General features: G+C 59.3%; 22 protein-coding genes and 1 tRNA gene. 10 read left to right on the top strand and 13 right to left on the bottom strand.

The window, feature by feature from the left end; all coding sequences use genetic code 11:
• Positions 1–175: 175 nt before the first annotated feature.
• The gene (gene trxA, locus DYI22_RS16595; RefSeq protein WP_213479171.1) at positions 176–1,039 is read right to left on the bottom strand and encodes a thioredoxin; all 864 of its coding nucleotides are present in this window, start codon (positions 1,037–1,039) and stop codon (positions 176–178) included.
• 195 nt (positions 1,040–1,234) lie between these two features.
• Here trxA and lon point away from each other — a divergent pair, with 195 nt between their 5' ends.
• Positions 1,235–3,685 (top strand): endopeptidase La, encoded by a 2,451-nt coding sequence (gene lon / locus DYI22_RS16590; RefSeq protein ID WP_213479170.1) that lies wholly within the window; start codon positions 1,235–1,237, stop codon positions 3,683–3,685.
• A 211-nt stretch (positions 3,686–3,896) separates the two neighbouring features.
• On the opposite strand, the gene DYI22_RS16585 is transcribed toward lon, so the two are convergent.
• Positions 3,897–4,391: a MarR family winged helix-turn-helix transcriptional regulator gene (locus DYI22_RS16585; protein ID WP_213479169.1), complete on the bottom strand. Its 495-nt coding sequence runs from the start codon at positions 4,389–4,391 to the stop codon at positions 3,897–3,899.
• Positions 4,392–4,743: 352 nt separating this feature from the next.
• Between DYI22_RS16585 and DYI22_RS16580 the strand changes: the two genes are divergently transcribed.
• The 6 genes from DYI22_RS16580 (at position 4,744) to DYI22_RS16555 (ending at position 10,720) form a co-directional block, all read left to right on the top strand.
• A complete protein-coding gene (locus DYI22_RS16580) occupies positions 4,744–5,616 on the top strand; it encodes a tetratricopeptide repeat protein (RefSeq protein ID WP_213479173.1) in 873 nt (290 codons plus the stop codon).
• A 162-nt stretch (positions 5,617–5,778) separates the two neighbouring features.
• Positions 5,779–6,891 (top strand): branched-chain amino acid ABC transporter substrate-binding protein, encoded by a 1,113-nt coding sequence (locus DYI22_RS16575; protein ID WP_213479168.1) that lies wholly within the window; start codon positions 5,779–5,781, stop codon positions 6,889–6,891.
• Between the two features lie 161 nt (positions 6,892–7,052).
• Complete coding sequence (gene livH, locus DYI22_RS16570) at positions 7,053–7,976, top strand: high-affinity branched-chain amino acid ABC transporter permease LivH (RefSeq protein ID WP_213479167.1); 924 nt, start codon at positions 7,053–7,055, stop codon at positions 7,974–7,976.
• The gene (locus DYI22_RS16565) at positions 7,976–9,247 is read left to right on the top strand and encodes a high-affinity branched-chain amino acid ABC transporter permease LivM (protein WP_213479166.1); all 1,272 of its coding nucleotides are present in this window, start codon (positions 7,976–7,978) and stop codon (positions 9,245–9,247) included. The genes livH and DYI22_RS16565 overlap by 1 nt, the downstream gene beginning before the upstream one ends.
• Positions 9,248–9,253: 6 nt before the next feature.
• Entirely contained in the window at positions 9,254–10,009 is a 756-nt protein-coding gene (gene livG / locus DYI22_RS16560) for a high-affinity branched-chain amino acid ABC transporter ATP-binding protein LivG (protein ID WP_213479165.1), read from the top strand.
• 9 nt (positions 10,010–10,018) lie between these two features.
• A complete protein-coding gene (locus tag DYI22_RS16555) occupies positions 10,019–10,720 on the top strand; it encodes an ABC transporter ATP-binding protein (protein ID WP_213479172.1) in 702 nt (233 codons plus the stop codon).
• A gap of 81 nt (positions 10,721–10,801) precedes the next feature.
• Here DYI22_RS16555 and DYI22_RS16550 read toward each other — a convergent pair whose 3' ends face one another.
• The gene (locus DYI22_RS16550; RefSeq protein WP_213479164.1) at positions 10,802–11,236 is read right to left on the bottom strand and encodes a hypothetical protein; all 435 of its coding nucleotides are present in this window, start codon (positions 11,234–11,236) and stop codon (positions 10,802–10,804) included.
• A 322-nt stretch (positions 11,237–11,558) separates the two neighbouring features.
• On the opposite strand from DYI22_RS16550, the gene DYI22_RS16545 reads away from it, so the two are divergent.
• The 3 genes from DYI22_RS16545 to DYI22_RS16535 all read left to right on the top strand — a co-directional run bounded on the left by DYI22_RS16545 (position 11,559) and on the right by DYI22_RS16535 (position 14,817).
• Positions 11,559–12,023, top strand: coding sequence for a DUF3015 domain-containing protein (locus DYI22_RS16545; protein ID WP_213479163.1), 465 nt, complete (start codon positions 11,559–11,561; stop codon positions 12,021–12,023).
• An 89-nt stretch (positions 12,024–12,112) separates the two neighbouring features.
• Positions 12,113–13,978: a DUF4105 domain-containing protein gene (locus DYI22_RS16540; RefSeq protein WP_213479162.1), complete on the top strand. Its 1,866-nt coding sequence runs from the start codon at positions 12,113–12,115 to the stop codon at positions 13,976–13,978.
• Positions 13,948–14,817: an alpha/beta hydrolase gene (locus DYI22_RS16535; RefSeq protein WP_213479161.1), complete on the top strand. Its 870-nt coding sequence runs from the start codon at positions 13,948–13,950 to the stop codon at positions 14,815–14,817. Before DYI22_RS16540 ends, DYI22_RS16535 begins: the two co-directional genes overlap by 31 nt.
• Before the next feature lie 51 nt (positions 14,818–14,868).
• Here the strand turns inward: DYI22_RS16535 and pnp are convergent, their stop codons facing one another.
• The 10 genes from pnp to tpiA all read right to left on the bottom strand — a co-directional run bounded on the left by pnp (position 14,869) and on the right by tpiA (position 25,295).
• Positions 14,869–16,983: a polyribonucleotide nucleotidyltransferase gene (pnp, locus tag DYI22_RS16530; protein ID WP_228301099.1), complete on the bottom strand. Its 2,115-nt coding sequence runs from the start codon at positions 16,981–16,983 to the stop codon at positions 14,869–14,871.
• Positions 16,984–17,358: 375 nt separating this feature from the next.
• On the bottom strand, positions 17,359–17,628 hold the full coding sequence (rpsO, locus tag DYI22_RS16525; protein ID WP_213479159.1) for a 30S ribosomal protein S15: 270 nt from the start codon (positions 17,626–17,628) through the stop codon (positions 17,359–17,361).
• Between the two features lie 88 nt (positions 17,629–17,716).
• Positions 17,717–18,637, bottom strand: coding sequence for a tRNA pseudouridine(55) synthase TruB (gene truB, locus DYI22_RS16520; protein ID WP_213479158.1), 921 nt, complete (start codon positions 18,635–18,637; stop codon positions 17,717–17,719).
• Positions 18,634–19,056: a 30S ribosome-binding factor RbfA gene (rbfA, locus tag DYI22_RS16515; RefSeq protein ID WP_213479157.1), complete on the bottom strand. Its 423-nt coding sequence runs from the start codon at positions 19,054–19,056 to the stop codon at positions 18,634–18,636. The genes truB and rbfA overlap by 4 nt, the downstream gene beginning before the upstream one ends.
• Positions 19,057–19,081: 25 nt before the next feature.
• A complete protein-coding gene (infB, locus tag DYI22_RS16510) occupies positions 19,082–21,643 on the bottom strand; it encodes a translation initiation factor IF-2 (protein WP_213479156.1) in 2,562 nt (853 codons plus the stop codon).
• Positions 21,644–21,661: 18 nt separating this feature from the next.
• Positions 21,662–23,155, bottom strand: a complete 1,494-nt coding sequence (gene nusA, locus DYI22_RS16505; RefSeq protein WP_213479155.1) for a transcription termination factor NusA — start codon at positions 23,153–23,155, stop codon at positions 21,662–21,664.
• A gap of 42 nt (positions 23,156–23,197) precedes the next feature.
• The gene (rimP, locus tag DYI22_RS16500) at positions 23,198–23,659 is read right to left on the bottom strand and encodes a ribosome maturation factor RimP (RefSeq protein WP_213479154.1); all 462 of its coding nucleotides are present in this window, start codon (positions 23,657–23,659) and stop codon (positions 23,198–23,200) included.
• 359 nt (positions 23,660–24,018) lie between these two features.
• Positions 24,019–24,103, bottom strand: a tRNA-Leu gene (locus DYI22_RS16495).
• Positions 24,104–24,110: 7 nt separating this feature from the next.
• Positions 24,111–24,488, bottom strand: a complete 378-nt coding sequence (gene secG / locus DYI22_RS16490; protein WP_213479153.1) for a preprotein translocase subunit SecG — start codon at positions 24,486–24,488, stop codon at positions 24,111–24,113.
• Between the two features lie 42 nt (positions 24,489–24,530).
• Positions 24,531–25,295: a triose-phosphate isomerase gene (tpiA, locus tag DYI22_RS16485; RefSeq protein ID WP_213479152.1), complete on the bottom strand. Its 765-nt coding sequence runs from the start codon at positions 25,293–25,295 to the stop codon at positions 24,531–24,533.
• Between the last annotated feature and the right edge of the window lie 11 nt (positions 25,296–25,306).

The following is a 25,306-nucleotide window of genomic DNA, read 5'->3' as shown; positions in this document are numbered from 1 at the left end:
GTCTGTTCCCCGTGTTTTTATTGCTTGGAAATACAAACCGACTCAAAGCAAAAATGCCCCGGACAATGTCCGAGGCATTTTGCTTGCCAGCCCAGGGGCTATGTAAATCGAGTTTTTACACAGCCTCAATTGCGGCCCTTTTTTCATGGGATGTCACACCATCCGATAAGACCGCTCAGTGCATCAGCGTATACAGCTTGCGCCGATAGGTCCGCACATCCGGATTGTTGTTGCCCAGCTTGTCGAACAGCTCGATCAGGGTGGTCTTGGCCACCTCGTCCTTGTATTTGCTGTCGACCTGCATCAGCCGGAACAGCAGCTCCATGGCCTCGGCATTGTTTTCCCTCAGCACATGATGAAGCGCCAGCTGGTGCAAGGCATTGGGGTCTTTCGGGTCCTGCTCCAGCGCCATTTCCAGGTCTTTGACGGGCGGCAGTTCCGCGGACTGTTTGAGGAATTTGACTCGGGCGGCAAGCTGTTTGGCCTGGTGCTGCAGTTTTTCTTCCGGAGGCAGGCTTGCCAGCACCTGCTCGGCGGTTTCCAGGTCACCCTGCTCGGCTTTCAGCTGGGCCAGATCAATCAGTACCTTCAGATTCTCGGGGTCCTTCTGGTTCATATCGGTGAGAATCGCCAGGGCACCGTCGACGTCGCCCGCGCCCCACAGCCGATGGGCCTTGTCGTAGGGGTCTTCTTCCGGCGCTTCCACGTGCTTGTCCAGCACCTTGCGAATCTCGCTCTCCGGCAGCGCGCCGTTGAAGCCATCCACCGCCTGACCATCCTTCACCAGAATGATCGTCGGCAGGCTGCGCACACCCAGTGAGGCGGTCAGTTGCTGCTGCTCGTCGGCGTTCACCTTGGCCAGCAGAAACGCACCCTGATACTCCTCCGCCAGCTTTTCCAGCAGCGGCATCAGTTGCTTGCACGGCGCACACCACTCGGCCCATACGTCGACAAGCACGGGCGTGGTTGAAGAGGCCTCCATCACTTTCTGCTGGAAGTTCTCCATGTTGGCTTCAAAGATATAGGGGGACTGGCTCATCGGTAGCACCTGAACGGATTGGAAATTGTCGTCGAATTTGCTGTGTTTCTGGGGGCAAACCGCCGAAATTCAAGGCACGTACACATCTTTAGCACGCCGCCTTGAAAACCGGGCGACCGACGTTACATAGGTTATTAATACTGCGCCGGGGCCATCGGCCCTGCCCCCCACTTTGCAAATGGATACCTGCACGGCATGAACGACGATACCCGCAACGATCCGCTGGAAGAATTCGAGGAAGACGTGACCGAATACATTGGCAAGGACGAGCACAGCAAAAGTCTGGCCCTGCCCCAGCAGATGATGCCGCGGCGCATGTACATACTGCCGGTGTCCAACCGGCCGTTCTTCCCGGCGCAGGTGCAGCCGGTGGTGGTCAACCAGAACCCCTGGCACGAAACTCTCAAGCGCGTGGGCGAAACCGACCACAAGGTACTCGGCATCTGCTATGTCGACGGCACCGACGCCGACGGCGGCATTCCGGCCAGCGACGAACTCGAGGGCATCGGCTGTGCCGTGCGGGTCCACCACGCCCAGCAGGAAGGCGGTAAGGTCCAGTTTATCGCCCAGGGTCTCCAGCGCTTCCGCATCGTGCAGTGGCTGCGGCGCAAACCGCCCTACCTGGTGGAGGTGGAATACCCCAGCGAGCCCGAAGAAGCCGCCGATGAACTCAAGGCCTATACCCTGGCCATCATCAGCGCCATCAAGGACCTGCTGCGCACTAATCCGCTTTACGGCGAAGAAGTGAAGCAGTACCTGTCCCGCTTTGGCCCGGACGACAGCTCGCCCCTGGCGGACTTCGGGGCGTCGATGACCAGCGCCCCCGGCCGCGAACTGCAGGACGTGCTCGATACCGTTCCGCTGCTGCGGCGCATGGAAAAAGTGCTGCTGCTGATGCGCAAGGAACAGGAAGTGGCGCGCCTGCAGAGCGAAATCAGCGAAGAAGTGAACGAGAAGGTGCAAAAGCACCAGCGCGAGTTTTTCCTGAAAGAACAGCTCAAGGTCATCCAGCGCGAGCTGGGCATGGCGAAAGACGACAAGACCGCCGACGCCGAGCGTTTTGAGGAGCGCATGGCCAAACTGAATCCGCCGGAACAGGTGCAGGAGCGTTTCGAGGACGAGCTGCAGAAACTGCAGATTCTGGAACAGGGTTCGCCGGAATACGGGGTCACCCGCAACTATCTGGACTGGCTCACCCAGGTGCCCTGGGGCATTACCTCCAGCGATCATTTTGACCTGGCCGAGGCCCGCCGCATTCTCGACCGCGACCACGATGGCCTGGCGGACGTCAAAGACCGCATCGTCGAATTTCTCGCCGAGGGCACGTTCAAGGGCGAAGTCAGCGGATCCATTCTGCTGCTGGTGGGCCCGCCTGGTGTCGGCAAGACCTCAATCGGCCACTCGGTCGCCGACGCACTTGGGCGCAAATTCTACCGCTTCAGCGTCGGCGGCATGCGCGACGAAGCCGAAATCAAAGGGCATCGCCGCACCTACATCGGCGCCATGCCCGGCAAGTTCGTGCAGGCATTGAAAGATTCCAGGGTATCGAACCCGGTGATCATGCTCGATGAGATCGACAAAATCGGCGCGTCTTATCAGGGCGATCCGGCCTCTGCACTGCTGGAAACCCTCGATCCCGAGCAGAACCGGGAGTTCCTCGATCATTACCTGGATGTCCGCATGGACCTGTCGAAGGTGCTGTTCATCTGTACCGCGAACCAGCTGGACACCATCTCCCGCGCCCTGCTCGACCGCATGGATGTCATCCGACTGTCCGGCTACATTGCTGAAGAAAAGCTGGCCATCGCCAAACATTACCTGGTGCCGCGGCTGCTCAAGCGCGCCGGCCTGCTGAAAAAGCAGCTCAACATCACCGATGCCGCCCTGAAACAGGTCATCGAAGGCTATGCCCGGGAAGCCGGCGTGCGCAACCTGGAAAAGATGCTGCACAAGATCATCCGCAAGGGCATCGTACGCTTGCTGGAAGATCCCGATACCCCGGTGAAAGTGGGCGTCGCGGACCTGACCACCTACCTCGGCCAGCCCGCCTTCCGCAAAGAGAAATCCCTGAAAGGCACTGGCGTGGTCACCGGCCTGGCCTGGACCGCCATGGGCGGCGCCACCCTGAGCATCGAGGCCTCGCGGATTCACAGCTCCCAGCGCGGCTTCAAGCTCACCGGCCAGCTCGGAGACGTGATGAAGGAATCGGCAGAGATCGCCTACAGCTACGTATCGTCCAACCTCAAACGCTTCAAAGGCGACCCCACGTTCTTTGATAAATCCTTCGTGCACCTGCACGTACCGGAAGGCGCCACCCCCAAAGACGGCCCCAGTGCCGGTGTCACCATGGCCACCGCCCTGCTCTCCATCGCCCGGCGGGAAGCACCGCAGCAGAACGTGGCGATGACCGGCGAGCTGACCCTGACCGGCCAGGTGCTACCGGTGGGCGGTATCCGCGAGAAAGTCATCGCCGCCCGCCGGCAGAAGATCAGCAACCTGATCCTGCCGGAGGCGAACCGGGGCGATTATGAGGAATTACCGGACTACCTGAAGGAAGGCCTGACGGTCAATTTCGCCAAGCAATACAGCGACGTGTTCCAGGTGTGTTTCGGGGACAAGCCGAAGCGGGGTTCTTCGGTACATTAACGATTGGTTTGTCGGATGCCGCTTGGTTAATCCGACCCACGCTCTCTGCGACACGTTGGGGGAGTTGTCTCACCGAGTCTGATCGGTGTCAGGGTGGGGGTGCTTTTTCTGCAGGGACAAAGGTGTCTGAGCGAAGCGAGTTCTTTTCCCGAAAGAAAGGGCACCCCCACCCTGGCACCAGCCCCCGTGAAGCAGCCTCCAGAGAAAACCGTCAGGCCTTCTCCTTCCAGCCATCGTCCTTCAACACCGGCCCCACGTCCAGTACCGGCGAGGCGTCGATATCATCGGCGTCCATCATATTGGCCACCCGCTGCAGCGACGCGATGATCATGGTCTGCTCCCACTCATGCAGGCTCTGGAACTTCTTGATGAAATCCTCCTGCAACGGCTGCGGTGCGCGGGCCAGAATATCCGCACCGTCTTCCGTCAGGTGCGCGTGAACCTTGCGCTTGTCCTGGGTGCTGCGCACCCGGTAGACCAGCTTCCGGTGTTCCAGGCGATCCAGAATCGTCGTCACCGTCGCCTGGCTCAGGCTGACCTTGTCAGCAATGGTACCGATGGTCACCTCGCCCAGGTCGCGGATCGTGCGCATGATCAATAACTGGGGCCCGGTCAGGCCGGCATGCTTGCTTAACCGCTTGGAATGCAGATCCGTTGCCCGAATCACACGCCGCAGCGCCACCAGCACCTGTTCATAATTATTCACGCTTCCACTCCGATCCGGACCTTTGGCCCCGCTCTGATTTCCATCGGAGGCGTTGAGCTGTTTCGAGTAAAGCACCTTGTTACCCGTCATCGGCTTAAGCCCCGCTACCGTTATGCATTTTCTTTATACCACTAACTATTAGAGGTCTTTACTCCTGCAAATGCAAGTCGGCAGTTTTACCCATCCATTCGTTCCTGCGGCATTTTTTCCGCCAGCCACTATGCTAAGGTCACGTTCTTTCAGTAATCCGGTTGATGGACAGGGCGCAATGACTACGCATTTTATCCGACAGATTTCTCTGGCAAATTCCCGCTGGCTGGCCACCCTTGCAGGCTTTTTTCTGACCCTGCTAATGGCAACCGGGGCCCAGGCCCAGCAAGGCGGAGAAACGCCGGACGACCTCACCGCGGAGGATGTCGAACAGCGTATCGAAACCCTCGAAAAGCCCATGTACACCCCGTTTGTGGAACTCTACCTGCTGGAAGAGAGCAAGGCCCTGCGCAAGGAAATGCAGAACACCCGCGCCGAGCTCATCGAGAAAGTCGTGGACAAGGAACTGTCGGTGGCCGACAAGACCATGTCTTACGCCACCGATACGGTGACTTACTTCTTCTACCTGATTGCCGGCGCCACCTCGATTCTCGTGGTGATCGGCTGGAATTCCATCCGCGATATGCGCAACCAGCTCACCAGCCTGGCGGAAAAACGGGTCAACGAACTGGTGGTGGAATACGAAAAGCGCCTCAAGTCGATCGAAGAACAGCTGCAGCAGAAATCCGACATCATCCATCAGAACCAGGCAGAGATTGAGCGCACCAACGAAGTGCACTCCCTGTGGCTTAAAGCCAGCCAGGAAACCTCCCAGCAGAACAAGATTGGCGCCTACGACCAGATTCTCGATTTGCGGCCCGACGACGTGGAAGCCCTGAGCTACAAGGCCGACGCGGTGTTGGAGATGCAGGAGCCACTGTGGGCCATCAGTCTGTGTCAGCGTGCCCTCAAGCTGGACCAGGGCAATGGCCACGCGCACTACCAGCTGGCATGCGCCTATGCGGAAATCGGCCGCTGGGATGACGCGGTAACCACGCTGCAGAAAGCCATCGACATTTCCGAAGCCTACCGCGATGACGCCTCGGTAGACCCGAGCTTCGAGCAATTAAGGGATCACGAACGCTTCAGGACACTGATATTCCCGGAAACGGACGACACCAACACGGACAGTTGAGCAGGCGCCGGCACAGTCTTTGCTGGTCAATTTACCGCTTACCGATTGCCGCATGTTCCGGAGCAAAGACTGGCCCGATTTGCTTGACAAGCAACGGGGTGTGGTGTTTGTTTAACTATCTGAGAACATAAGAATAACCCTGAACCAAACAGGACAGACCCAATGAAAACGTCAGTAAAGAAACTCGTAACCGCTGTTAGCGCCTCCGTCGCCCTGCTGGGTGCCGGCCACGCCGCCGCTGAAATCAAGATCGGCATTGCCGGACCGGTTACCGGCCCGGTCGCCCAGTACGGTGACATGCAGTTCTCTGGCGCCCGCATGGCCATCGAGCGTATCAACGCCGACGGCGGGGTGAACGGCGAGATGCTCGAAGCCGTGGAAGTGGATGACGTCTGCGACCCCAAGCAGGCAGTAACCGTTGCCAACCGCCTGGTCAACGAAGGCGTGCGCTTCGTGGTGGGCCACCTGTGTTCCAGCTCCACCCAGCCGGCGTCTGATATCTACGAAGACGAAGGCATCCTGATGGTAACGCCGGCGTCCACCAGCCCGGACATCACCGAGCGCGGCTATGAACTGGTGTTCCGCACCATCGGTCTGGACAGCATGCAGGGCCCGGTGGCCGGCAAGCACATCGCCAGCCTGAACCCGGAGCGCGTCGCCATCGTTCACGACAAGCAGCAGTACGGTGAAGGCATCGCCACCGCCGTGCGCGACACCCTCAAGGACGCCGGCGTTGAAATTGCCATGTTCGAGGGCATTACCGCCGGCGACAAGGATTTCTCGTCACTGATCACCAAGCTCAAGCAGGCCGACGTGGATTACGTCTACTACGGCGGCTACCACCCGGAACTGGGCCTGATCCTGCGCCAGGCGCGCCAGGCTGAGCTGGACACCGTGTTCATGGGCCCGGAAGGTGTGGGTAACAAGGACATCAACACCATCGCCGGTGATGCCGCCGAAGGCCTGCTGGTCACTCTGCCCCCGGCCTTTGATCAGAAAGAAGAGAACAAGGACCTGGTCGAAGCGTTTGCAGACAAAGGTGAAGACCCGTCCGGCCCCTTCGTACTGACCTCCTATACCGCCGTGCAACTGATTGCTGAAGGCATCGAAGAAGCGGGCTCCACCGATCCGTTCGATGTCGCCGAGGCACTGCGCAACGGTACTTTCGAGACCCCCATCGGCACTGTCGAGTACGACGACAAGGGTGACATGAGGTCATTTGAGTTCGTGGTCTACGAATGGCATTCAGATGGAAGCAAAACTCCGGTAAACTGAGCCGAAATCGTTAAAAAACGGTAATAATGAGAGCACCTTCTCACCGCGATCCGGGAGAAGGTGTTTTTCTAGGCTCCTGCTGATCCTGACCACACTCGCGCCGTTACCCCGGCGGGTTCGTGTGGCCGGTGTAGGGAGCAGGCTTTCGGAGTCCCATTACAATGCAAGACCTCCTGTACTTCTCTCAGCAGCTCATCAACGGGCTGACGATCGGGAGCACCTACGCCCTGATCGCCATCGGTTATACGATGGTTTACGGCATCATCGGCATGATCAACTTTGCCCATGGTGAGATTTACATGATTGGCGCCTACACCGCGCTGATCGCCATCACCGGCCTGGCCGCCCTCGGTATTGCCTGGCTGCCACTGGTACTCATCGTGGCACTGGTGTGCGCGATGATCGTCTCCAGCTCCATGGGCTGGGCGGTTGAACGGGTGGCCTATCGTCCGGTACGCGGGCGCCACCGCCTGATCCCCCTGATCTCCGCCATCGGCATGTCGATATTCCTGCAGAACTACGTTCACCTGGCCCAGGGTTCCCGCAACATCGGCTTTCCGGCGCTGATCGAAGGCGGCTTTCGCTTCGGTGCTGCCGACTCGTTCCAGATCTCCATCTCTTACATCCAGATCACGATCTTCCTCACCACTCTGGTGTGCATGACTTTGCTGTCGCTGTTCATCTCGCGTTCGCGCATTGGCCGCGCCTGCCGCGCGGTGTCCCAGGATCTGGGCATGGCGAACCTGCTGGGCATCGACACCAACCGGATCATCTCGGCCACGTTTGTGATCGGCGCCGCTCTGGCGGCGGTGGCTGGCCTGTTGCTGGGCATGTATTACGGTTCCATCGACCCGTTGTTCGGCTTTATCGCCGGGTTGAAAGCCTTTACCGCGGCGGTACTCGGCGGCATCGGCAGCATCCCAGGAGCAATGCTCGGCGGGCTGATTCTGGGGGTTGCCGAAAGCATGACGTCGGGCTACCTCAGCGGGGAATACAAAGACGTGGTGTCTTTCGGCCTGCTGATCCTGATCCTGCTCTTCAAACCCACCGGCCTGCTCGGTAAACCGGAGGTGGAGAAGATCTGATGCCTGCACATAACCTGAAACACGCACTCTTCTGCGCCGTTGTCACCCTGATCATTGCGTTCCCGATCCTCGGGTTCAATCTGGTCGCTTCCGGCACCGACATTGTACTGGAAGGCGCCAAGACCCAGACCATGATCTCGGTGGTCCTGGCCGCCATCGTCGTCTTCCTCTTCCAACTGTTCCGCGATCACATCATGGCGTTGCTGGGCAAGGCGCCGGCACTCAATCCACTGGCCAATCGCGAGCCGATGGAGCAGAGCAAACGGCTGAAACTGGAATCCACCTTCCTGACGCTGATCATCATCGGCGCGTTGATCTGGCCCTTTTTCGTCTCCCGGGGCTCGGTCGATCTGGCGACGCTGGTGCTGATCTACATCATGCTGGCCCTGGGCCTCAACGTGGTGGTCGGGCTCGCCGGTCTGCTGGATCTGGGCTACGTGGCCTTCTACGCCGTTGGCGCCTACACCTTTGCGCTGCTGTCCCAGTATCTCGGGCTGTCGTTCTGGATGGCGCTGCCGATCGGTGCGCTGCTGGCAGCGCTGTTCGGTCTGGTGCTGGGCTTTCCGGTGCTGCGACTACGGGGGGATTACCTGGCCATCGTGACCCTCGGCTTCGGGGAAATCATCCGCATCCTGCTTAACAACATGACCAACCTCACCGGCGGTCCCAACGGCATCGGCGGCATCCCCGACCCCACCCTGTTCGGCATGGAGTTTGGCCGGCGGGTGAAGGAGGAAGGTAACACCTCGTTCCACGAAACCTTCGGCATTGCCTACAGCAGCGAGCACAAGATCATCTTCCTGTACCTGATTGCCCTGGTACTGGCGGTGATCACCGCGCTGGTGATTCGCCGCCTGATGCGCATGCCCGTCGGCCGCGCATGGGAAGCGCTGCGGGAAGATGAGATTGCCGCCCGCTCCCTCGGGCTCAGCCGTACCGGGGTGAAACTCTCTGCCTTCACCATCGGTGCCTTCTTCGCCGGCTTCGCCGGCACCGTGTTTGCCTCCAAGCAGGGCTTTATCAGCCCGGAGTCGTTCGTTTTCCTGGAATCGGCCATCATTCTGGCCATCGTGGTACTCGGCGGCATGGGTTCGCAGATCGGTGTCATCCTCGCCGCCATTGCCGTCACCGTACTGCCGGAACTGGCGCGGGAGTTTTCCGAGTACCGGATGCTGATTTTCGGCGCCGCCATGGTGCTGATGATGGTGTGGCGCCCGCAGGGTCTGATGCCCATGCGTCGCATCCACATTGAACTGAAATCACAGGAGTAACGGACGATGCTAGAAGTACAGAATCTGTCCATGCGCTTTGGCGGGCTCCTGGCGGTGGATCAGGTGTCGCTGGACGTCAAAGAGCACGAAATCGTGTCCATCATCGGCCCCAACGGGGCCGGCAAGACCACCGTGTTCAACTGCATGAGTGGCTTCTACAAGCCCAGCGACGGAAAAATCCTGTTTGAAGGCGGTGAAGTACAGGGCAAGCCCGACTACAAGATCTCGCGGTTGGGCATGGTGCGAACCTTTCAGCATGTCCGCCTGTTCAACCGCATGACGGTAGTGGAAAACCTCCTGGTGGCGCAGCACCGGCACCTGAACACCAACCTGCTCTCGGGGTTGTTGAAAACCCCCAACTACCGTGCGCGGGAACAGAAATCGCTGGATCGCGCCTCCTACTGGCTGAAGCGGGTGGGGTTGCTGGATCTGGCGAACGTCGATGCCGGCAACCTGGCTTACGGCCAGCAACGGCGTCTTGAGATTGCCCGCTGCATGGTCACGGAACCGAAACTGCTGATGCTCGACGAGCCCGCGGCCGGCCTCAACCCGTCGGAAACCCGCGCCCTCAATCAGCTGATCGTCAGTCTGAAGGAGGATTACAACGTCTCGGTGGTGCTTATCGAACACGACATGAGCCTGGTGATGGACATCTCCGACCGCATCAACGTGATCAACCAGGGGCGCCCCCTGGCCAGCGGCACGCCGGATGAGATCCGCAATAACGACGACGTCATCAAAGCGTACCTGGGTGAGGCCTGAACCATGTCAATGCTAGTACTAGAGGATGTGCATACCCATTACGGCAAGATCGAGGCGCTGCACGGGGTGTCGGTTGAGGTCAACAAAGGCGAGATTGTCTCGCTGATCGGCGCCAACGGGGCCGGCAAGACCACTCTGCTGATGACCGTCTGCGGAAGCCCCCAGGCCAGTTCCGGCCGGGTTATTCTGGAAGGCCGGGACATCACGCGGGACCCTACGTCCAGCATCATGCGCTCGGGCATCGCCATCGTGCCGGAAGGCCGGCGGGTGTTTTCCGGCCTGACGGTGGAGGAGAACCTCCACATGGGCGGATTTTTCAACACCAAGGCCGAGATTCGCAAGAGCCAGGAGCACGTGTATGAGCTGTTCCCCAGGCTCAAGGAACGCGAGCATCAGCGTGCGGGCACCATGTCCGGCGGTGAACAGCAGATGCTGGCGATCGGCCGCGCGCTGATGAGCAAGCCCAGCATGATCATCCTGGACGAGCCCTCCCTCGGGCTGGCGCCACTGGTGATCAAACAGATCTTCGAGATCATTGGTCAGCTCAGGGAAGAGGGCATTACCGTGTTTCTGGTGGAACAGAACGCCCATCAGGCACTCAACCTGGCCGACCGGGGCTACGTGCTGGAAACCGGCCGGATCCGGCTGCAGGATACCGGCAAGAACCTGTTGGCCAACCCGGACGTGCAGAACGCCTACCTGGGGGGATAATCCGGGCATCCGGATACCGCTGAAAAAGAAAAGCCGGCGCATGGGATCATGCGCCGGCTTTTCTGTCTCTGGCGTGGCGGATTACTTCACGCTTTTGATGGTGCCCTTGTAGCCTTCGACGGTGACGTCGATGGTGCCGTACACCAGGTAATCGTTTTTCTTGACGGTGTAACGCGGTGCCACAATCACGTCGGCACCGGAGGCCGAGATGGCATTGAATGCCGCAGCGGACTTCACCGATGCCACCGGATCCAGACCACCCAGACCAAACGCGCTGCCGCCGCCGTTACCGTATTCCATGCCATCAGCGAACTGGTTGTCGTCACTCATGGTGAAGAACAGAACCTTGGTTGCCGAGGATTGACCGGTGATTTTCTCGCCCACCTCGATATCGGCCTTGATATCGGTGCCAACGGAACCGTTGAGGGGAACCGGGCTGGAGCTGACGTTGAGGGAGGAACAGCCGGTCATTGCGCCGGCCAGCAGCAGACTGGATACGATAAGTGCGTTTTTCACAGAATATTCTCCATGTGTTGTATGTGAGCCTTCATGGCCGCGCGCACTATACCGAATGACGCCAGATATAACAATAATAACGTTAAAACTGTTTTTATAGTCATTTTGGGAATATGAACACCTGATCATTTTTTTATTCTTTTGGGGACAAATCAACAACTCACGGTGCGGCGAACTTGTCTTTTATTTATTTCGACTATACTCAACGGAACGGTCAACCTGTCTCCACGGGAAACCATTCAGGGCCGTTACCGTGTTGGAGTCACCGGAAGGTGGCCAACACGGACAGCGACGAGAGCTAGACCACAACAAGGAGTGGACAATGAAAAAACTGATCGCAGGTGCAATTCTACTGGGTGCTTCATCCATGGCTTTCGCCCAGCCTGGCTGTGGTGTGGGCGCTATGATCTGGAAGGGCCAGTCTGGCGTTGCCCCGCACGTTCTGGCAGCCACCACCAACGGCACATTCGGTAACCAGACTTTCGGTATGACGACCGGGACGCTGGGTTGTCAGACCAACCAGGCTGTTCAGTCAATGGCCATGTACATGGACAGCAACATCGACAAGGTTGCCCGTGACATGTCCCGTGGTTCCGGTGAAAACCTCGATACCCTGGCCGTTCTTCTGGGTGTAGAAGAAGCGGATCGCGATTCCTTCCGCCAGATTCTGCAGGACAATTTCGCCACCATTTTCCCGAACTCGGAAACCACCTCCGGTGAAGCGGTTGACGCAATCGTGGCACTGCTGGAGAAAGATGAGGCGCTGAGCAGGTACGTCGCTGCCTGATCTTCCTACATCAAGGGACCCACTGCGCCAGGGACGGCGCACTCCCCTGACCCAACCCATCCGCCCAACCCGGATTCGATCGACTATTCATGCGCACTACGCTTCAGTATGGACTGGCCCTGATCTGGCTGGCCTCAGGCACGGACACACTGGCTACCCCCCTTCCCGACACAGGACAACTGCACGAACATCCGGACTGGCTTACGCTGATCCATTACCAGCCCAACCGGTATACCGAGGGCTACACCAGCCAGGCGGACGACAGCGACTTTTTCCTCAGCGAGGCAGGCAAGCACTCGCCTGAAGCCGAACTGCAGGCTACCCTGGCAGCGATCACCGCTCCGGGCGAGGGTGACAGCCACGCTCGCTGCCGCTTTCCGGCACGGGACCAGTGGCTCAGGGAGCAGCTGGACCTGCCGCACTCCGACCTGCAATGCCCCGAATACGACGACTGGAAAGCGACCCTGAACACCGAGACGGTGACGCTGGTGTTTGCAGCGTCGTATCTGAACAGTCCGTCGTCCATGTTTGGTCACACCTTTATCCGCCTCGACCCACCCCAGGACGACGATGAAGCGGACCTGCTGCTGGCCAACACCATTTCTTATGCCGCGGACGCTGCTGCCCACGACAGCGAAATACTGTTCGCCTACAAGGGCATTTTCGGCGGCTACCCCGGCATTACCTCCATCAAACCCTATTATGAGATGGTGCGCCTGTATTCCGACATCGAACACCGGGACCTGTGGGAGTATCAACTCAACCTGACCCAGGACGAAGTCGACGTCATGCTGGCTCACGCCTGGGAACTGCGCGATATCAACTTCGATTATTATTTCTTTGACGAGAACTGCGCCTATCGCCTGCTGGCACTGATCGACGTGGCCCGCCCCGGCGCAGACCTGCTGGCCGAAGTGAGCACTCACGCCATCCCCTCCGATACCGTGCGCTGGGTAGTGGATAAAGAACTGGTGGAAGAAGTGAAGTACCGCCCGTCCGCGGCGACCACGGTGACCTATTCACTGGACAACCTGCCCGCCGCTCACCAGACTCTCGCTGCGGCCGTCGCGAACGGTTACGTGGCGGTGGATGCGGATGAGGTACGCCGCTTGCCTGCGCGGGAAAGAGCCCACCTCCTGGACGCCACCTACGACTACGTGCGCTACCAGAGTGAAGCCGACGCCTGGCCCAGGGAGCACGCGGCCCCCCTGTCACACGAGTTGCTGCGGACCCGCAGCCAGATCGACGGCGTCGCCGCCCCCGAAAAGCCCCCGCAGCCAGACGTGCGTGACGACCAGGGCCACGACACCCTCCGTTTCAGCGTGGCCGGCGGCCGCATGGGTGACCGCAATTTCAGCCAGTTGACCCTGCGCCCGGCCTATCATGACGTATTGGACCCGCCCGCCGGTTACCGCGGTGGCGCCCAGCTGCAGTTCCTGCGCCTGGACGCCCGCTATTACACGGACAATGACGAACTGCAGATGGAACAGATCGTGGGGGTGGAAATCCGCTCACTGTCGCCCCGCAACCAGTTCTTCTCGCCGCTGTCTTGGCAGGTGGGCTTCGGCGGCCGGCGCACCGACATCGAAACCGACCGCGTGTTCACCCCCTACCTTGAAGGCGGCGCAGGGGGCAGCTGGATGCTCGGTGCCAGCGTACAGGCCTTCGCACTGGCCACCGCAGACCTGGAAATCGACGACGACCTCAGCAAAGGCTACGACGCCGCGCCGGGCGCCGACCTGGGCCTGCTGCATCAGAACAACCGTTTCAGCCTGCTGGCCGGGGTGAAAACCAAAGCCTGGATCGTCGGCAACCAGCACCGCCAGGACCAGCTCTACACCAAAGCCGGCTGGCACTTCGGCCGGGATTTCAGTCTGTTCGGCGAATTCACCCGGGAAGATCACTACGACAGGTACCGCACCACATGGCAACTGGGACTGCACGCTTACTTTTGAGGGCGCTGGCCAGCACTGGTCTGGCCCTGTTACTGCTGCTGCAAACCGGCTGCAGCAGCGTTTTCTTCTACCCGGACAGGGTGACCTACATCACCCCGGACCGGCTCAACCTGGACTACGACGACGTCTTCCTCGACACCGCCGATGGGGAAACACTCCACGGCTGGTGGCTACCCGCAGAGGCGTCTGAGAGCGCCGCCAAGGGCACAGTCTATTTTCTTCATGGCAATGCCCAGAACATCAGCAGCCACCTGATGAACGTCGCCTGGCTGCCCGGTAAAGGCTATAACGTCTTCCTCATCGACTACCGCGGTTACGGCCGCTCCACCGGCGCACCGGATATCGAAGGCGCCCTGCACGACAGCGAAGCCGGCCTGCGCTGGCTGATGGCGCAGCCACAAACCGAAGGTGGTTCGGTTTTTCTTCTCGGCCAAAGCCTCGGTGGAGCCCTGGGCATCGCCCTGGCCAGTGAATGGGTGCAACGGCAGGAACAACCACCCCTGGATGGCGTCATCCTCGACGGCACTTTCTCCGGCTTCCGCGGCATCGCCCGGGAAAAACTGGGCAGCTTCTGGCTGACCTGGCCGCTGCAGATACCTCTGAGCTGGACCATTACCGACGAGTACGAGGGCGTGGACCATATCGGCGGCATCAGCCCGGTGCCGTTGATGGTGATTCACAGCCAGCGAGACGGGATTATTCCGTTTCATCACGGTGAGGCGCTGTATCAGGCGGCAGAGGAGCCCAAACAGTTCCTACCCACCGACACGCCTCATGCGGCAACGTTTGTGATTCCGGCTTATAAAGAGGTTGTGCTCGGATTTATGAGCAGGCATTAAAAAACCCGCCAATCCAGAGGAAAGGCGGGTTCTTATTAGCCCAAAAAACTATCAGGCAGAGAAATCGGTCGGCTCGTCGCCTTCCTTGATTTCTTTCATGGACAGCTTAACGCGGCCACGGTTGTCCACATCCAGCACCTTGACCAGAACTTCCTGGCCTTCGCTCAGCACATCGGTCACGTTCTCGATGCGTTGGTCGGAGATCTGGGAAATGTGCACCAGACCATCCTTGCCGGGCAGGATGTTAACAAAGGCACCGAAGTCCACAATGCGCTCAACGCGACCCTTGTAGATAGCGCCAACCTCGATCTCCGCAGTAATTTCCTTCACCCGGTTCACCGCCGCCTGGGCCGCTTCCTGGTTGTCTGCGTAGATCTTCACGTTGCCGTCGTCATCCAGATCGATGGAGGCACCGGTTTCGTCACAGATGGCACGGATGGTGGAACCACCCTTACCGATGACGTCACGGATCTTGTCCGGATTGATCTTGATGGCGGTGATGCTCGGGGCGCGGGCCGACAGCTCGGAACGCGGCTCGGAAATCACCTTGTTCATCTCGCCCAGGATGTGCAAACGCGCGTCATGGGCCTGCTCCAGGGCCAGCTCCATGATCTCGTCGGTGATGCCGTTGATCTTGATGTCCATCTGCAGGGCGGTAACGCCCTCTTTGGTACCGGCAACCTTGAAGTCCATATCGCCCAGGTGATCCTCGTCACCCAGGATGTCGGTCAGCACCGCGAACTTGTCGCCTTCCTTGACCAGACCCATGGCGATACCGGCCACCGGTGCCTTGATCGGCACACCGGCATCCATCAGCGCCAGGCTGGAACCACAGACCGAGGCCATGGAGCTGGAACCATTGGATTCGGTGATCTCGGACACCGAGCGGATGGCGTACGGGAATTCTTCCAGTGTTGGCATAACCGCCAGCACACCACGCTTGGCCAGACGACCATGACCAACTTCACGACGGCCCGGAGAACCCACACGACCCGCTTCGCCGACCGAATACGGAGGGAAGTTGTAGTGGAACAGGAACGGGTCCTTACGCTCGCCTTCCAGAGCATCGATGATCTGCACATCGCGGGAGGTACCCAGGGTGGTGGTCACGATGGCCTGGGTCTCGCCACGGGTGAACAGGGCAGAACCGTGAACACTGGGCAGCACACCCACTTCAATCTGGATCGGACGCACGGTCTTGTTGTCACGGCCGTCGATGCGCGGCTTGCCATCGATCACCTGGTTACGGACGATGGATTTTTCCACCTTGCCGAAGTACTTCTTGACCTCATCCGCGGAAGGCTGGCCTTCGTCTTCACCGGCGAGTTTCTCCACCAGCGCGGTCTTGATCTCGCCCAGACGCGCGTAACGCTCCATCTTGTCGCGAATGGTGTAGGCTTCTTCGATGGCCGCGGAGGCCTCGGATTTCACCGCGTTCAGCAGTTCGGTGTTCTCCGGCTCCGGCTGCCATTCCCAGCGCGGCTTGCCGATTTCAGCGGCGAATTCCTTGATCGCGGCGACGGCGGTCTGCATTTCCTGGTGACCGTACAGCACGCCACCCAGCATCTGGTCTTCCGTCAGGCCCTTGGCCTCGGACTCCACCATCAGCACCGCGTCTTCAGTACCGGCAACCACCATGTCCAGCAGGGAGGTTTGCAGCTCTTCGAAGGTCGGGTTCAGGAAGTAACCACGCTCGTTGGTATAACCAACGCGGGAGGCACCGATCGGGCCATCAAAGGGAATGCCGGAGATGGTCAGGGCCGCGGACGCGGCCAGCATGGCGGCAATGTCCGGGTCCTGGTTCTTGCTGGACGACATCACGGTGGTGATGACCTGAACTTCGTTCATGAAGCCGTTCGGGAACAGCGGACGAATCGGACGGTCGATCAGACGGGAGGTCAGGGTCTCTTTTTCAGACGGACGCCCTTCACGCTTGAAGAAACCACCGGGGATTTTACCCACGGCGTAGGTTTTTTCGAAGTAGTTGACGGTCAGCGGAAAGAACGGCTGACCCGGCTTGGCTTCCTTGGCACCAACCACGGTACCCAGCACAGAGATGTCGTCGATGGTGACGAGTACGGAACCGGTTGCCTGACGGGCGATACGACCGGTTTCCAGAGTGACGGTCTTGCCGCCGAGCTCAAAACTTTTTCTTACGGGATTCAGATCCACGGTAACTCCTGAATTTATCTTGTCCAAATTGACTCGACCACTCCGCCCATGCGGACCGGCCGTTACCCCTGCAGGACATTCACACTGTGATCTGAAGGCAACCCGTCTGAAAGCTAACAGGCTGTTGCAAAACCCCGGTACTGACAACTGGACCTCAACCTACGAGGGCCCAGGCCGGGCTTTTTCAACAACCTGCTATCAATTTCGGCTTTCCATTACGACAGGGAATGCTTTGATCACTGACAAACCCACTGCAGTTTTACTGTTTCGAGAAAAGCACAACTGGCGAAGCACCCAGGGCGCCCCGCCAGTTGATTGCCAGTCGGCCCGAAAAAGGACCGCTGGCCGTCAGGTCGTATAACGACCGGATTAGCGACGCAGACCCAGACGCTGGATGAGCTCCAGGTAACGGTCGGCGTTTTTACGCTTGAGGTAGTCCAGCAGCTTACGACGCTGGTTTACCATCCGGATCAGACCACGGCGGGAATGATGATCCTGCTTGTTGGTCTTGAAGTGATCCTGCAGCTTGTTGATGTTAGCGCTCAGCAGTGCCACCTGAACTTCAGGGGAACCGGTATCGCTATCACCTTGCTGAAAATCCTTAACGATCTGTGCTTTTTCGTTGGCAGACAGTGCCATAACTCACCTCATGGTTTGCGATGCTATTGAATACGGCCGAACCACGCATCTCTACAGCCCGGCTAACCGACTCACGCGCCTGAACGCGTCAGCCGTTCTTTACCAGCCGACGAGGCACCAGCTTGGTGGCCTCCCCTTCCGGAAAAGCTTCTGCCAGCCCGACGAACCGCTCGTTGCCGTAAAGGCGCACGAACCCTTCCTCAAGCTGACCCGATATTCTAACTGGTTGGCCGTTAATTATCGATACCAACGGCTGACCGCTCAACGCCTGCTCCGGGAACATCGACAACGCCGCGTCCGGCGCCACCAGCAACCCGTCCAGACTCTCGCCGCGCTCGCGCATGGCTTCAAGCTGCTCTACCGGATGGGCATGGGCCAGGGTAAAGCCCGACGCCATGGTGCGGCGCAGGGCCGTGACGTGAGCCCCACATCCGAGCGCCTCGCCGATATCCTCGACGAGTGAGCGGATGTACGTACCCTTGGTGCAACTGACCGCGATATCCAGCTCATCCTCACGCACTTCGAGCAAGGTCAGCTCGTAGATAGTGACCGGACGGGCGGGACGCTCCACTTCGATGCCTTCACGGGCGTATTCGTACAGGGGACGGCCCTTGTGCTTGAGGGCCGAGTACATCGACGGCACCTGTTGGATATCGCCGCGGAATCCATCCAGAACCGACTCCAGCCTGGCGGCGCCAAGGTCGGCCGGCACCGGCCTCTCCTCAACAACCGCGCCTTCGCTGTCACCGGTTTCCGTGCGTACGCCCAGCTTGGCGGTGGCGATGTAGGCCTTGTCGCTGTCGAGCATCATCTGGGAGAACTTGGTGGCTTCCCCGAAACACAGGGGAAGAACCCCCGTGGCCAGCGGATCAAGCGCACCGGTGTGGCCGGCCTTGGCCGCACCAAAGAGGCGCTTGACCTGCTGCAGGATGCCATTGGACGTCACACCCATGGGCTTGTCGATGACCAGAATGCCGTTAACGTCCCGACCTTTGCGTCTGCGGCTCAAGCGTCTCGCTCCGAATCATCGCTGTCACCTTCATCACGGGAAACGGCAGGCTTGTCACCCACCGCTTCACGAATCAGGTTATCCATTCTGCGACTGTAGCCCTGCAGGGTATCGAAGTGGAAACGCAGATGCGGCATCACCCGCAACTTCATCGCCCGGCCCACCTGACCGCGAAGAAATCCGGACGCCTTGTTCAGCGCCGCCAGGGATTCCTTGACCTCGGGAGATTCCTCCGTCAGTTCCTCGGTGGACAACAGCGACACGTAAATGTCGGCATAACCCAGATCACGACTGACCTTGACGGCATTGACCGTGACCATGCCGACCCGCGGGTCTTTGACCTCCCGCTGGATCAGCTGGGCCAGTTCACGCTGCATCTGATCGCCGATGCGATCAACACGACTGAACTCTCTTGGCATCAGGCTTCCCTTAATCTCGTGGGCATCATGCGCCGGTAGACTCGAGCTTGCGCTCAACCCGGACCCGATCGAACACTTCGATCTGGTCACCGACTTTGACGTCGTAGCCCTTCACGCCGATACCGCACTCCATGCCGTTGCGCACTTCCGGTACGTCATCCTTGAAGCGACGCAGGGATTCCAGCTCGCCCTCAAAGATCACCACGTTGTCACGCAGCACCCGGATCGGCTTGTTACGATAAACAACGCCCTCGGTCACCATGCAACCGGCCACCTGGCCGAACTTCGGTGAGCGGAACACGTCACGCACATCGGCAATACCGACGATGTCCTCGCGGAACTCCGGTGCCAGCATGCCGGTCAGGGCTGCTTTCACGTCGTCGATCAGGTTGTAGATGATGCTGTAATAACGCAGATCCAGGCCTTCCTGCTCCACCAGACGCTTGGAGGCGGAATCGGCACGGACGTTGAAGCCGAAGATGACCGCATTGGTGGCCATCGCCAGACTGACGTCGGTCTCGGCAATACCGCCAACGCCGGAGGATACGATCTTGACCTGCACCTCGTCGTTGCCCAGATCCTGCAGGGCCTTGGTGATGGCCTCGAGCGAACCGCGCACGTCGGTCTTGAGCACCACGTTCAGGGTCTTGACCTCGTCCTTGCCCATGTTCTCGAACAGGTTCTCCAGCTTGGCCGCCTGCTGGCGCTGCAAGCGTTGTTCGCGCTCACGGGTCTGACGGAACTCAGCCAGCTCTTTTGCCTTGCGCTCGTCGGCCACGGCAAAGAATTCGTCACCGGCGTCCGGGGTGCCGTTCAGGCCAAGAATCTCGACCGGAATGGACGGCCCGGCTTCTTTGGTCTGCTTGCCAGCTTCGTCGGTCATGGCGCGAACCTTACCGAAGAAGGAGCCCGCCACAACCATGTCGCCCTGGCGCAGGGTACCGTTCTGGACCAGCACAGTGGCAACCGAACCACGGCCACGCTCAAGACTGGATTCGACCACCACGCCCTTGGCCGGGGCATCCGGGGAGGCTTCCAGCTCAAGGATCTCGGCCTGAAGCACGAGGGCCTCCAGCAAGTCATCAATGCCCTGACCGGAGTGCGCAGACACCGGAACGAACTGAACGTCACCGCCCCAGTCTTCCGGAATCACTTCCATGCCTGCGAGCTCGGTTTTGACGCGGTCAGGATCGGCTTCTTCCTTATCCATCTTGTTGATGGCCACAACGATCGGCACACCGGCGGAACGGGCGTGCTGCACCGCTTCTTTGGTCTGCGGCATGACACCGTCGTCGGCAGCCACCACCAGCACCACGATATCGGTGCACTGGGCGCCACGGGCGCGCATCGCGGTAAAGGCCGCGTGCCCCGGGGTATCCAGGAAGGACACCATGCCGTGATCGGTTTCCACATGGTACGCGCCGATATGCTGGGTGATGCCACCGGACTCACCGGAGGCCACCTTGGTGCGGCGGATGTAGTCCAGCAACGAGGTCTTACCATGGTCGACGTGACCCATCACGCTGACCACCGGCGCACGCTTGGTCTTTTCCTTGCCTTCGAAGGAGAATTCGCTGAGAACCTCTTCCTCGAACGCGTCCTCGTTCACCAGCTTCGGGGTATGCCCCAGTTCCTCGGTCACCAGAACAGCGGTTTCCTGATCCAATGCCTGGTTGATGGTGGCCATTACGCCCATACCCATCAATGTCTTGATTACGTCTGCCGACTTGACCGCCATTCGCTGGGCAAGGTCGCCAACCGTAATGGTCTCGGGAATCTGTACTTCTCTAACCATTGGCTTGGTCGGTCTCTCAAAGGCGTGGCGTTTTTCTTTCGGTTTCTTCTTCGCGCGCAGCGGCTTGCGCAGCGTGGTGTCTTCCTCGTCCTCGTTGATAATCAGAGGCTCTTCCACCGGGCGGCTGCGGGGGCCACGATGACCGGCCGACTTCTTCTTCGGCTTGCCTTCGTCCGGCTCATCACCGCGCTCACGCACTTTCTCTTTTTTCTTCTTCGGCTTTCGATCCTTGCCTTCGCCTTCTTCAGGCGGCGGAATCGGCATATCTTCAGGCGCAGGAATGGATACTTCTTCCTCCTTCCTGGCACCGGCCTTGGCGGCTGGCTTCTCTTCCGCCGGCGTCGCTTCGGCGGCAGTTTCGGCTGCCGGCGACGGGGCTTCGGTTTCTGCCTGCGGCGCCTGCTCGGCGGTCACCTTCGGCGCCTGTTCCGCTTCCGCTTGCGGCGCGGTGGTCTCTACCGCAGCTTCTTCGGCTTTCGCCGCTTCCGCTTCCGGTGTCAGTTCAGCGCGCTTGATGTACGTGCGGCGCTTGCGAACCTCTACATTTACTGTCTTGGCGCGGCCGGCTTTCAGAGTGGTGGTGGTCTTACGCTTCAGAGTAATCTTGTTGGGCTCTGCGTTGGTGTCACCATGATTCTTTCTCAGATAAGCCAGCAACTGCTGCTTCTCATCGCTGGAGACAGAATCGTTCTCAGAGCGGGCTTTCAGCCCCGCCTCAACGATCTGCTTCAGCAAACGATCCACGGGAGCGCCTACGTCTGCGGCCAGTTGTTTTACCGTTACTTCAGCCATACAGGTCCTCCTCCCGAATTAGGCCTGGTCTTCAAACCAGGGGGCGCGCGCAGTCATAATCAATTGGCCTGCGCGCTCTTCATCCATACCTTCAATTTCGAGCAGGTCATCAACTGACTGCTCGGCGAGATCTTCCATGGTACGAACACCCATACCTGCCAGCTTGAACGCCAGGCTACGGTCCATACCGTCCATTGCAAGAAGATCTTCCGCGGGCTCAGAGCCCTCAAGCGCCTCTTCGCTGGCCAGGGCCTGATTCAACAGGACATCCTTGGCGCGGCGGCGCAGCTCAGTGACGGTATCTTCATCAAACCCGTCAATGGCCAGCATTTCTTCCATGGGGACGTACGCCACTTCCTCAATGGACGTAAACCCTTCTTCGATCAGTACGCCGGCAAACTCCTCATCCACATCCAGATTGCTGGTGAAATGCTCGAGCAGGCGATTGTATTCCTGCTCCTGACGCTCACCCGCTTCCTCTTCCGTCATCACGTTCAGAGTCCAGCCGGTCAGCTCGGTGGCCAGGCGCACATTCTGGCCATTACGGCCGATGGCCTGAGCCAGGTTATCTTCTGCGACCGCAACTTCCATGGTGTGACGGTCTTCATCCATCACGATGGAAGCCACTTCCGCCGGAGCCATGGCGTTGATCACCAGTTGCGCGGGGTTGTCATCCCACAGCACGATATCAACCCGCTCACCGCCCAGCTCGTTGGACACGGCCTGTACACGGGAACCGCGCATGCCGACGCAGGCGCCGACAGGGTCAATGCGGCGGTCGTTGGTCTTGACCGCGATCTTGGCGCGGGAACCGGGATCGCGGGCGGCGCCACGAATCTCGATCAGTTCCTCGGCAATTTCCGGCACCTCGATGCGGAACAATTCAATCAGCATCTGCGCGTCGGTGCGGCTCAGGATGAGCTGCGGGCCACGGTGATCGGTACGGATTTCCAGCAGCAGCGAACGAACGCGGTCGCCCATGCGGAAGGTTTCCCGTGGAATCAGATGCTCGCGCGGCAGCAATGCTTCCGCGTTGGCACCGAGATCGACGATGACGTTGTCCCGGGTCACCTTTTTAACGGTACCGGACACCAGCTCGCCGACGCGATCACGGTAGCTGTCGACAATCTTGGTCCGCTCCGCTTCGCGCACCTTCTGGAAAATAATCTGCTTGGCGGCCTGGGCGCCAATGCGGCCAAACGCCACCGATTCAATCTGCTCTTCGTGGGTATCGCCCGGCTTCAGGGCGGAGTCAATCTCCTCCGCTTCCTGCAGCGTCAGTTCCGTACCCAGCGCCGGCACGGCGTCGTTGTCAACAACCAGCCAGCGACGGAAGGTTTCGTATTCGCCGGTACGACGATCGATGGAAACCCGGATGTCAGCTTCCTCGTCTTCAAAACGCTTTTTGGCAGCGGTGGCCAACGCCAGCTCAATAGCTTCAAAAATGACGTCCTTCTCGACACCTTTCTCGTTCGAGACGGATTCAACCACCAGCAAGATCTCTTTACTCATTGGATTGCCCTGCCCTTAAAAATAAACTTTGCGTCCACCGACTTATTCAAAAACCGGAACGATGTTGGCTTTCTCGATACTGTCGAACGGCAACAGGTATTCATGATCGTCAACCACGATCACGACATCGTCGCCTTCCACGCCCTTGATCAGGCCCTGAAACTTGCGACGCCCTTCGAAAGCCATTCGCAACTTCAGTTGAACCTGGTGACCGGCAAATGCCTCGTACTGTTCAGGACGAAACAGCGGCCGGTCCATGCCCGGAGATGACACCTCCAGGGTATATTCCGTCTGGATGGGATCTTCCACATCCATCACGCCGCTGGCCTGCCGGCTGACTTTTTCACAATCATCGATGCCGATGCCGTTGTCGGCATCGTCAATGTAAATTCTCAACAGGGAATGGTGCCCCTGGGAGCGAAACTCAACGCCCCAGAACTCGTATCCCAGACCTTCAACGACCGGCCTCAGTATGTCTTCCAGTTGCTTTAGCTTGGCTGACAAGGTTTTGCTGTCTCCATCTCTTGATTTCCCGACACCCGGACTGTCCCGGACCCCGGATTTTCCGGACCCCGGAAACAAAAAAAGGGCTGTTCATCAGCCCTTTTTATGCACCAGGGCCTGATGCGCCAGGCCCCTTAATCAAAAAGCCCCGAACGAGTGGGGCCTTTTGTTGCAAGAACTCACAGGAAACATACCCATTCAACCGGTTTCCTGCTGACAGACACCTGGCCTGTCAGGGGCCGACCCGAAACCTTCGCGGCTGCCCCAATATCCGCCGGAGTATAGAGAGGCCGGCAGGACTGGTCAAGGACTGACCAAAAAAAACGGCCTGGAAACTCCAAGCCGTTTTTCTTCTAATATGGTGCCCAGGGCCGGACTCGAACCGGCACGGCTTTCGCCACTACCCCCTCAAGATAGCGTGTCTACCAGTTCCACCACCTGGGCAACAACCTTACTCAAGCTCAGGGAGCTCGTCTTCACTGGAAGACTCCCCGCTCTCAGCTTCGCTCTCTTCCATATCCCCCGGGGCATCGGATGCTTCAGGCGACTCCTGGACCACCGGGATTCCGGCTTGTCCAGCGACTTCAGCACGCTGCTTGGCGAAAATGGCCAGCGAAAAACTCGTTACAAAAAACACCACCGCCAACAGGGTGGTCATGCGGGTCAGGAAGCTACCGCTGCCCTGACTACCGAAAACTGTCTGAGAGGCACCGCCACCGAAGGCCGCGCCGGCATCGGCGCCCTTGCCCTGCTGGATCAGCACCAGACCCACCAGCGCCACGGCGATAACCACGTGCACAACGACTACCAGTGTTTCCAACCAATCCATAACGACTCTCTAATGACTTTTGCTAATGGCTTTCGCAAACCTTTAACTTTCGGCATCCGCCGGCATAGCCTGGCAGATACTCATAAAATCCTTTGCGACCAACGATGCTCCGCCGATCAAACCGCCGTCCACGTCCGGCCCGGCGAAAAGCGCGGCTGCATTATCCGCTTTTACACTGCCGCCGTAAAGCAGGGATATCTCATCCGCTGGCGCACCCAGTGCTTCCAGCACATCCCGGATCGACCGATGCATGGTCTGCGCATCGTCAGCGGTGGCAGTCTTTCCGGTGCCAATGGCCCAAACCGGCTCATAGGCAACCACGATATTGCGCCAGGCACTTCCGGATACACCCGCCAGGCCTTTCTTCACCTGGGCAGCCACAACCTCTTGCGCCTGACCGGCCTCACGTTCGGCCAGGGTTTCGCCCACACACACAATGGCGATCAGATCCTGCGACAACAGCTGCACTACCTTTTCGGCAACCACGGCGTCGGTTTCACCAAACAACTGACGGCGCTCCGAGTGCCCAACCAGCGAATACCGGCAGCCGCAGTCCCGGGCCATCGCCGCAGAGACTTCGCCGGTGTAGGCGCCGGCTTCCCAGCGCGCGACGTTCTGCACACCGACGGCAACCTGCTCACCCGCCAGAGACTGCACATCCCGGACATACAGGGCGGGAGGAATAATAACAGCCTCCACACCATTATCAAGGGACGACACCTGTGACCGGACATAGCCAACCAGGTCTTCCACCAGGCCTTGCGACCCGTTCATTTTCCAGTTTCCGGCTACGATCTTACGGCGCATAACAGCCCCCG

The sequence above is a fragment of the Marinobacter lipolyticus genome (genome assembly GCF_018424605.1).
GTDB classification, from domain to species: Bacteria; Pseudomonadota; Gammaproteobacteria; order Pseudomonadales; family Oleiphilaceae; genus Marinobacter; species Marinobacter lipolyticus_B.
The sequence above is the reverse complement of the archived record's forward strand: the minus strand, read 5'-3'. Positions and strand labels throughout refer to the sequence as shown.

Excerpts from the sequence above, each read along its gene's own strand:
- trxA (WP_213479171.1), bottom strand. The coding sequence starts at position 1,039 with ATGAGCCAGTCCCCCTATATCTTTGAAGCCAACATGGAGAACTTCCAG.
- lon (WP_213479170.1), top strand. The coding sequence starts at position 1,235 with ATGAACGACGATACCCGCAACGATCCGCTGGAAGAATTCGAGGAAGAC.
- DYI22_RS16580 (WP_213479173.1), top strand. The coding sequence starts at position 4,744 with ATGGCAACCGGGGCCCAGGCCCAGCAAGGCGGAGAAACGCCGGACGAC.
- DYI22_RS16575 (WP_213479168.1), top strand. The coding sequence starts at position 5,779 with ATGAAAACGTCAGTAAAGAAACTCGTAACCGCTGTTAGCGCCTCCGTC.
- livH (WP_213479167.1), top strand. The coding sequence starts at position 7,053 with ATGCAAGACCTCCTGTACTTCTCTCAGCAGCTCATCAACGGGCTGACG.
- DYI22_RS16565 (WP_213479166.1), top strand. The coding sequence starts at position 7,976 with ATGCCTGCACATAACCTGAAACACGCACTCTTCTGCGCCGTTGTCACC.
- livG (WP_213479165.1), top strand. The coding sequence starts at position 9,254 with ATGCTAGAAGTACAGAATCTGTCCATGCGCTTTGGCGGGCTCCTGGCG.
- DYI22_RS16555 (WP_213479172.1), top strand. The coding sequence starts at position 10,019 with ATGCTAGTACTAGAGGATGTGCATACCCATTACGGCAAGATCGAGGCG.
- DYI22_RS16545 (WP_213479163.1), top strand. The coding sequence starts at position 11,559 with ATGAAAAAACTGATCGCAGGTGCAATTCTACTGGGTGCTTCATCCATG.
- DYI22_RS16540 (WP_213479162.1), top strand. The coding sequence starts at position 12,113 with ATGCGCACTACGCTTCAGTATGGACTGGCCCTGATCTGGCTGGCCTCA.
- DYI22_RS16535 (WP_213479161.1), top strand. The coding sequence starts at position 13,948 with ATGGCAACTGGGACTGCACGCTTACTTTTGAGGGCGCTGGCCAGCACT.
- rpsO (WP_213479159.1), bottom strand. The coding sequence starts at position 17,628 with ATGGCACTGTCTGCCAACGAAAAAGCACAGATCGTTAAGGATTTTCAG.
- rbfA (WP_213479157.1), bottom strand. The coding sequence starts at position 19,056 with ATGCCAAGAGAGTTCAGTCGTGTTGATCGCATCGGCGATCAGATGCAG.
- infB (WP_213479156.1), bottom strand. The coding sequence starts at position 21,643 with ATGGCTGAAGTAACGGTAAAACAACTGGCCGCAGACGTAGGCGCTCCC.
- nusA (WP_213479155.1), bottom strand. The coding sequence starts at position 23,155 with ATGAGTAAAGAGATCTTGCTGGTGGTTGAATCCGTCTCGAACGAGAAA.
- secG (WP_213479153.1), bottom strand. The coding sequence starts at position 24,488 with ATGGATTGGTTGGAAACACTGGTAGTCGTTGTGCACGTGGTTATCGCC.
- tpiA (WP_213479152.1), bottom strand. The coding sequence starts at position 25,295 with ATGCGCCGTAAGATCGTAGCCGGAAACTGGAAAATGAACGGGTCGCAA.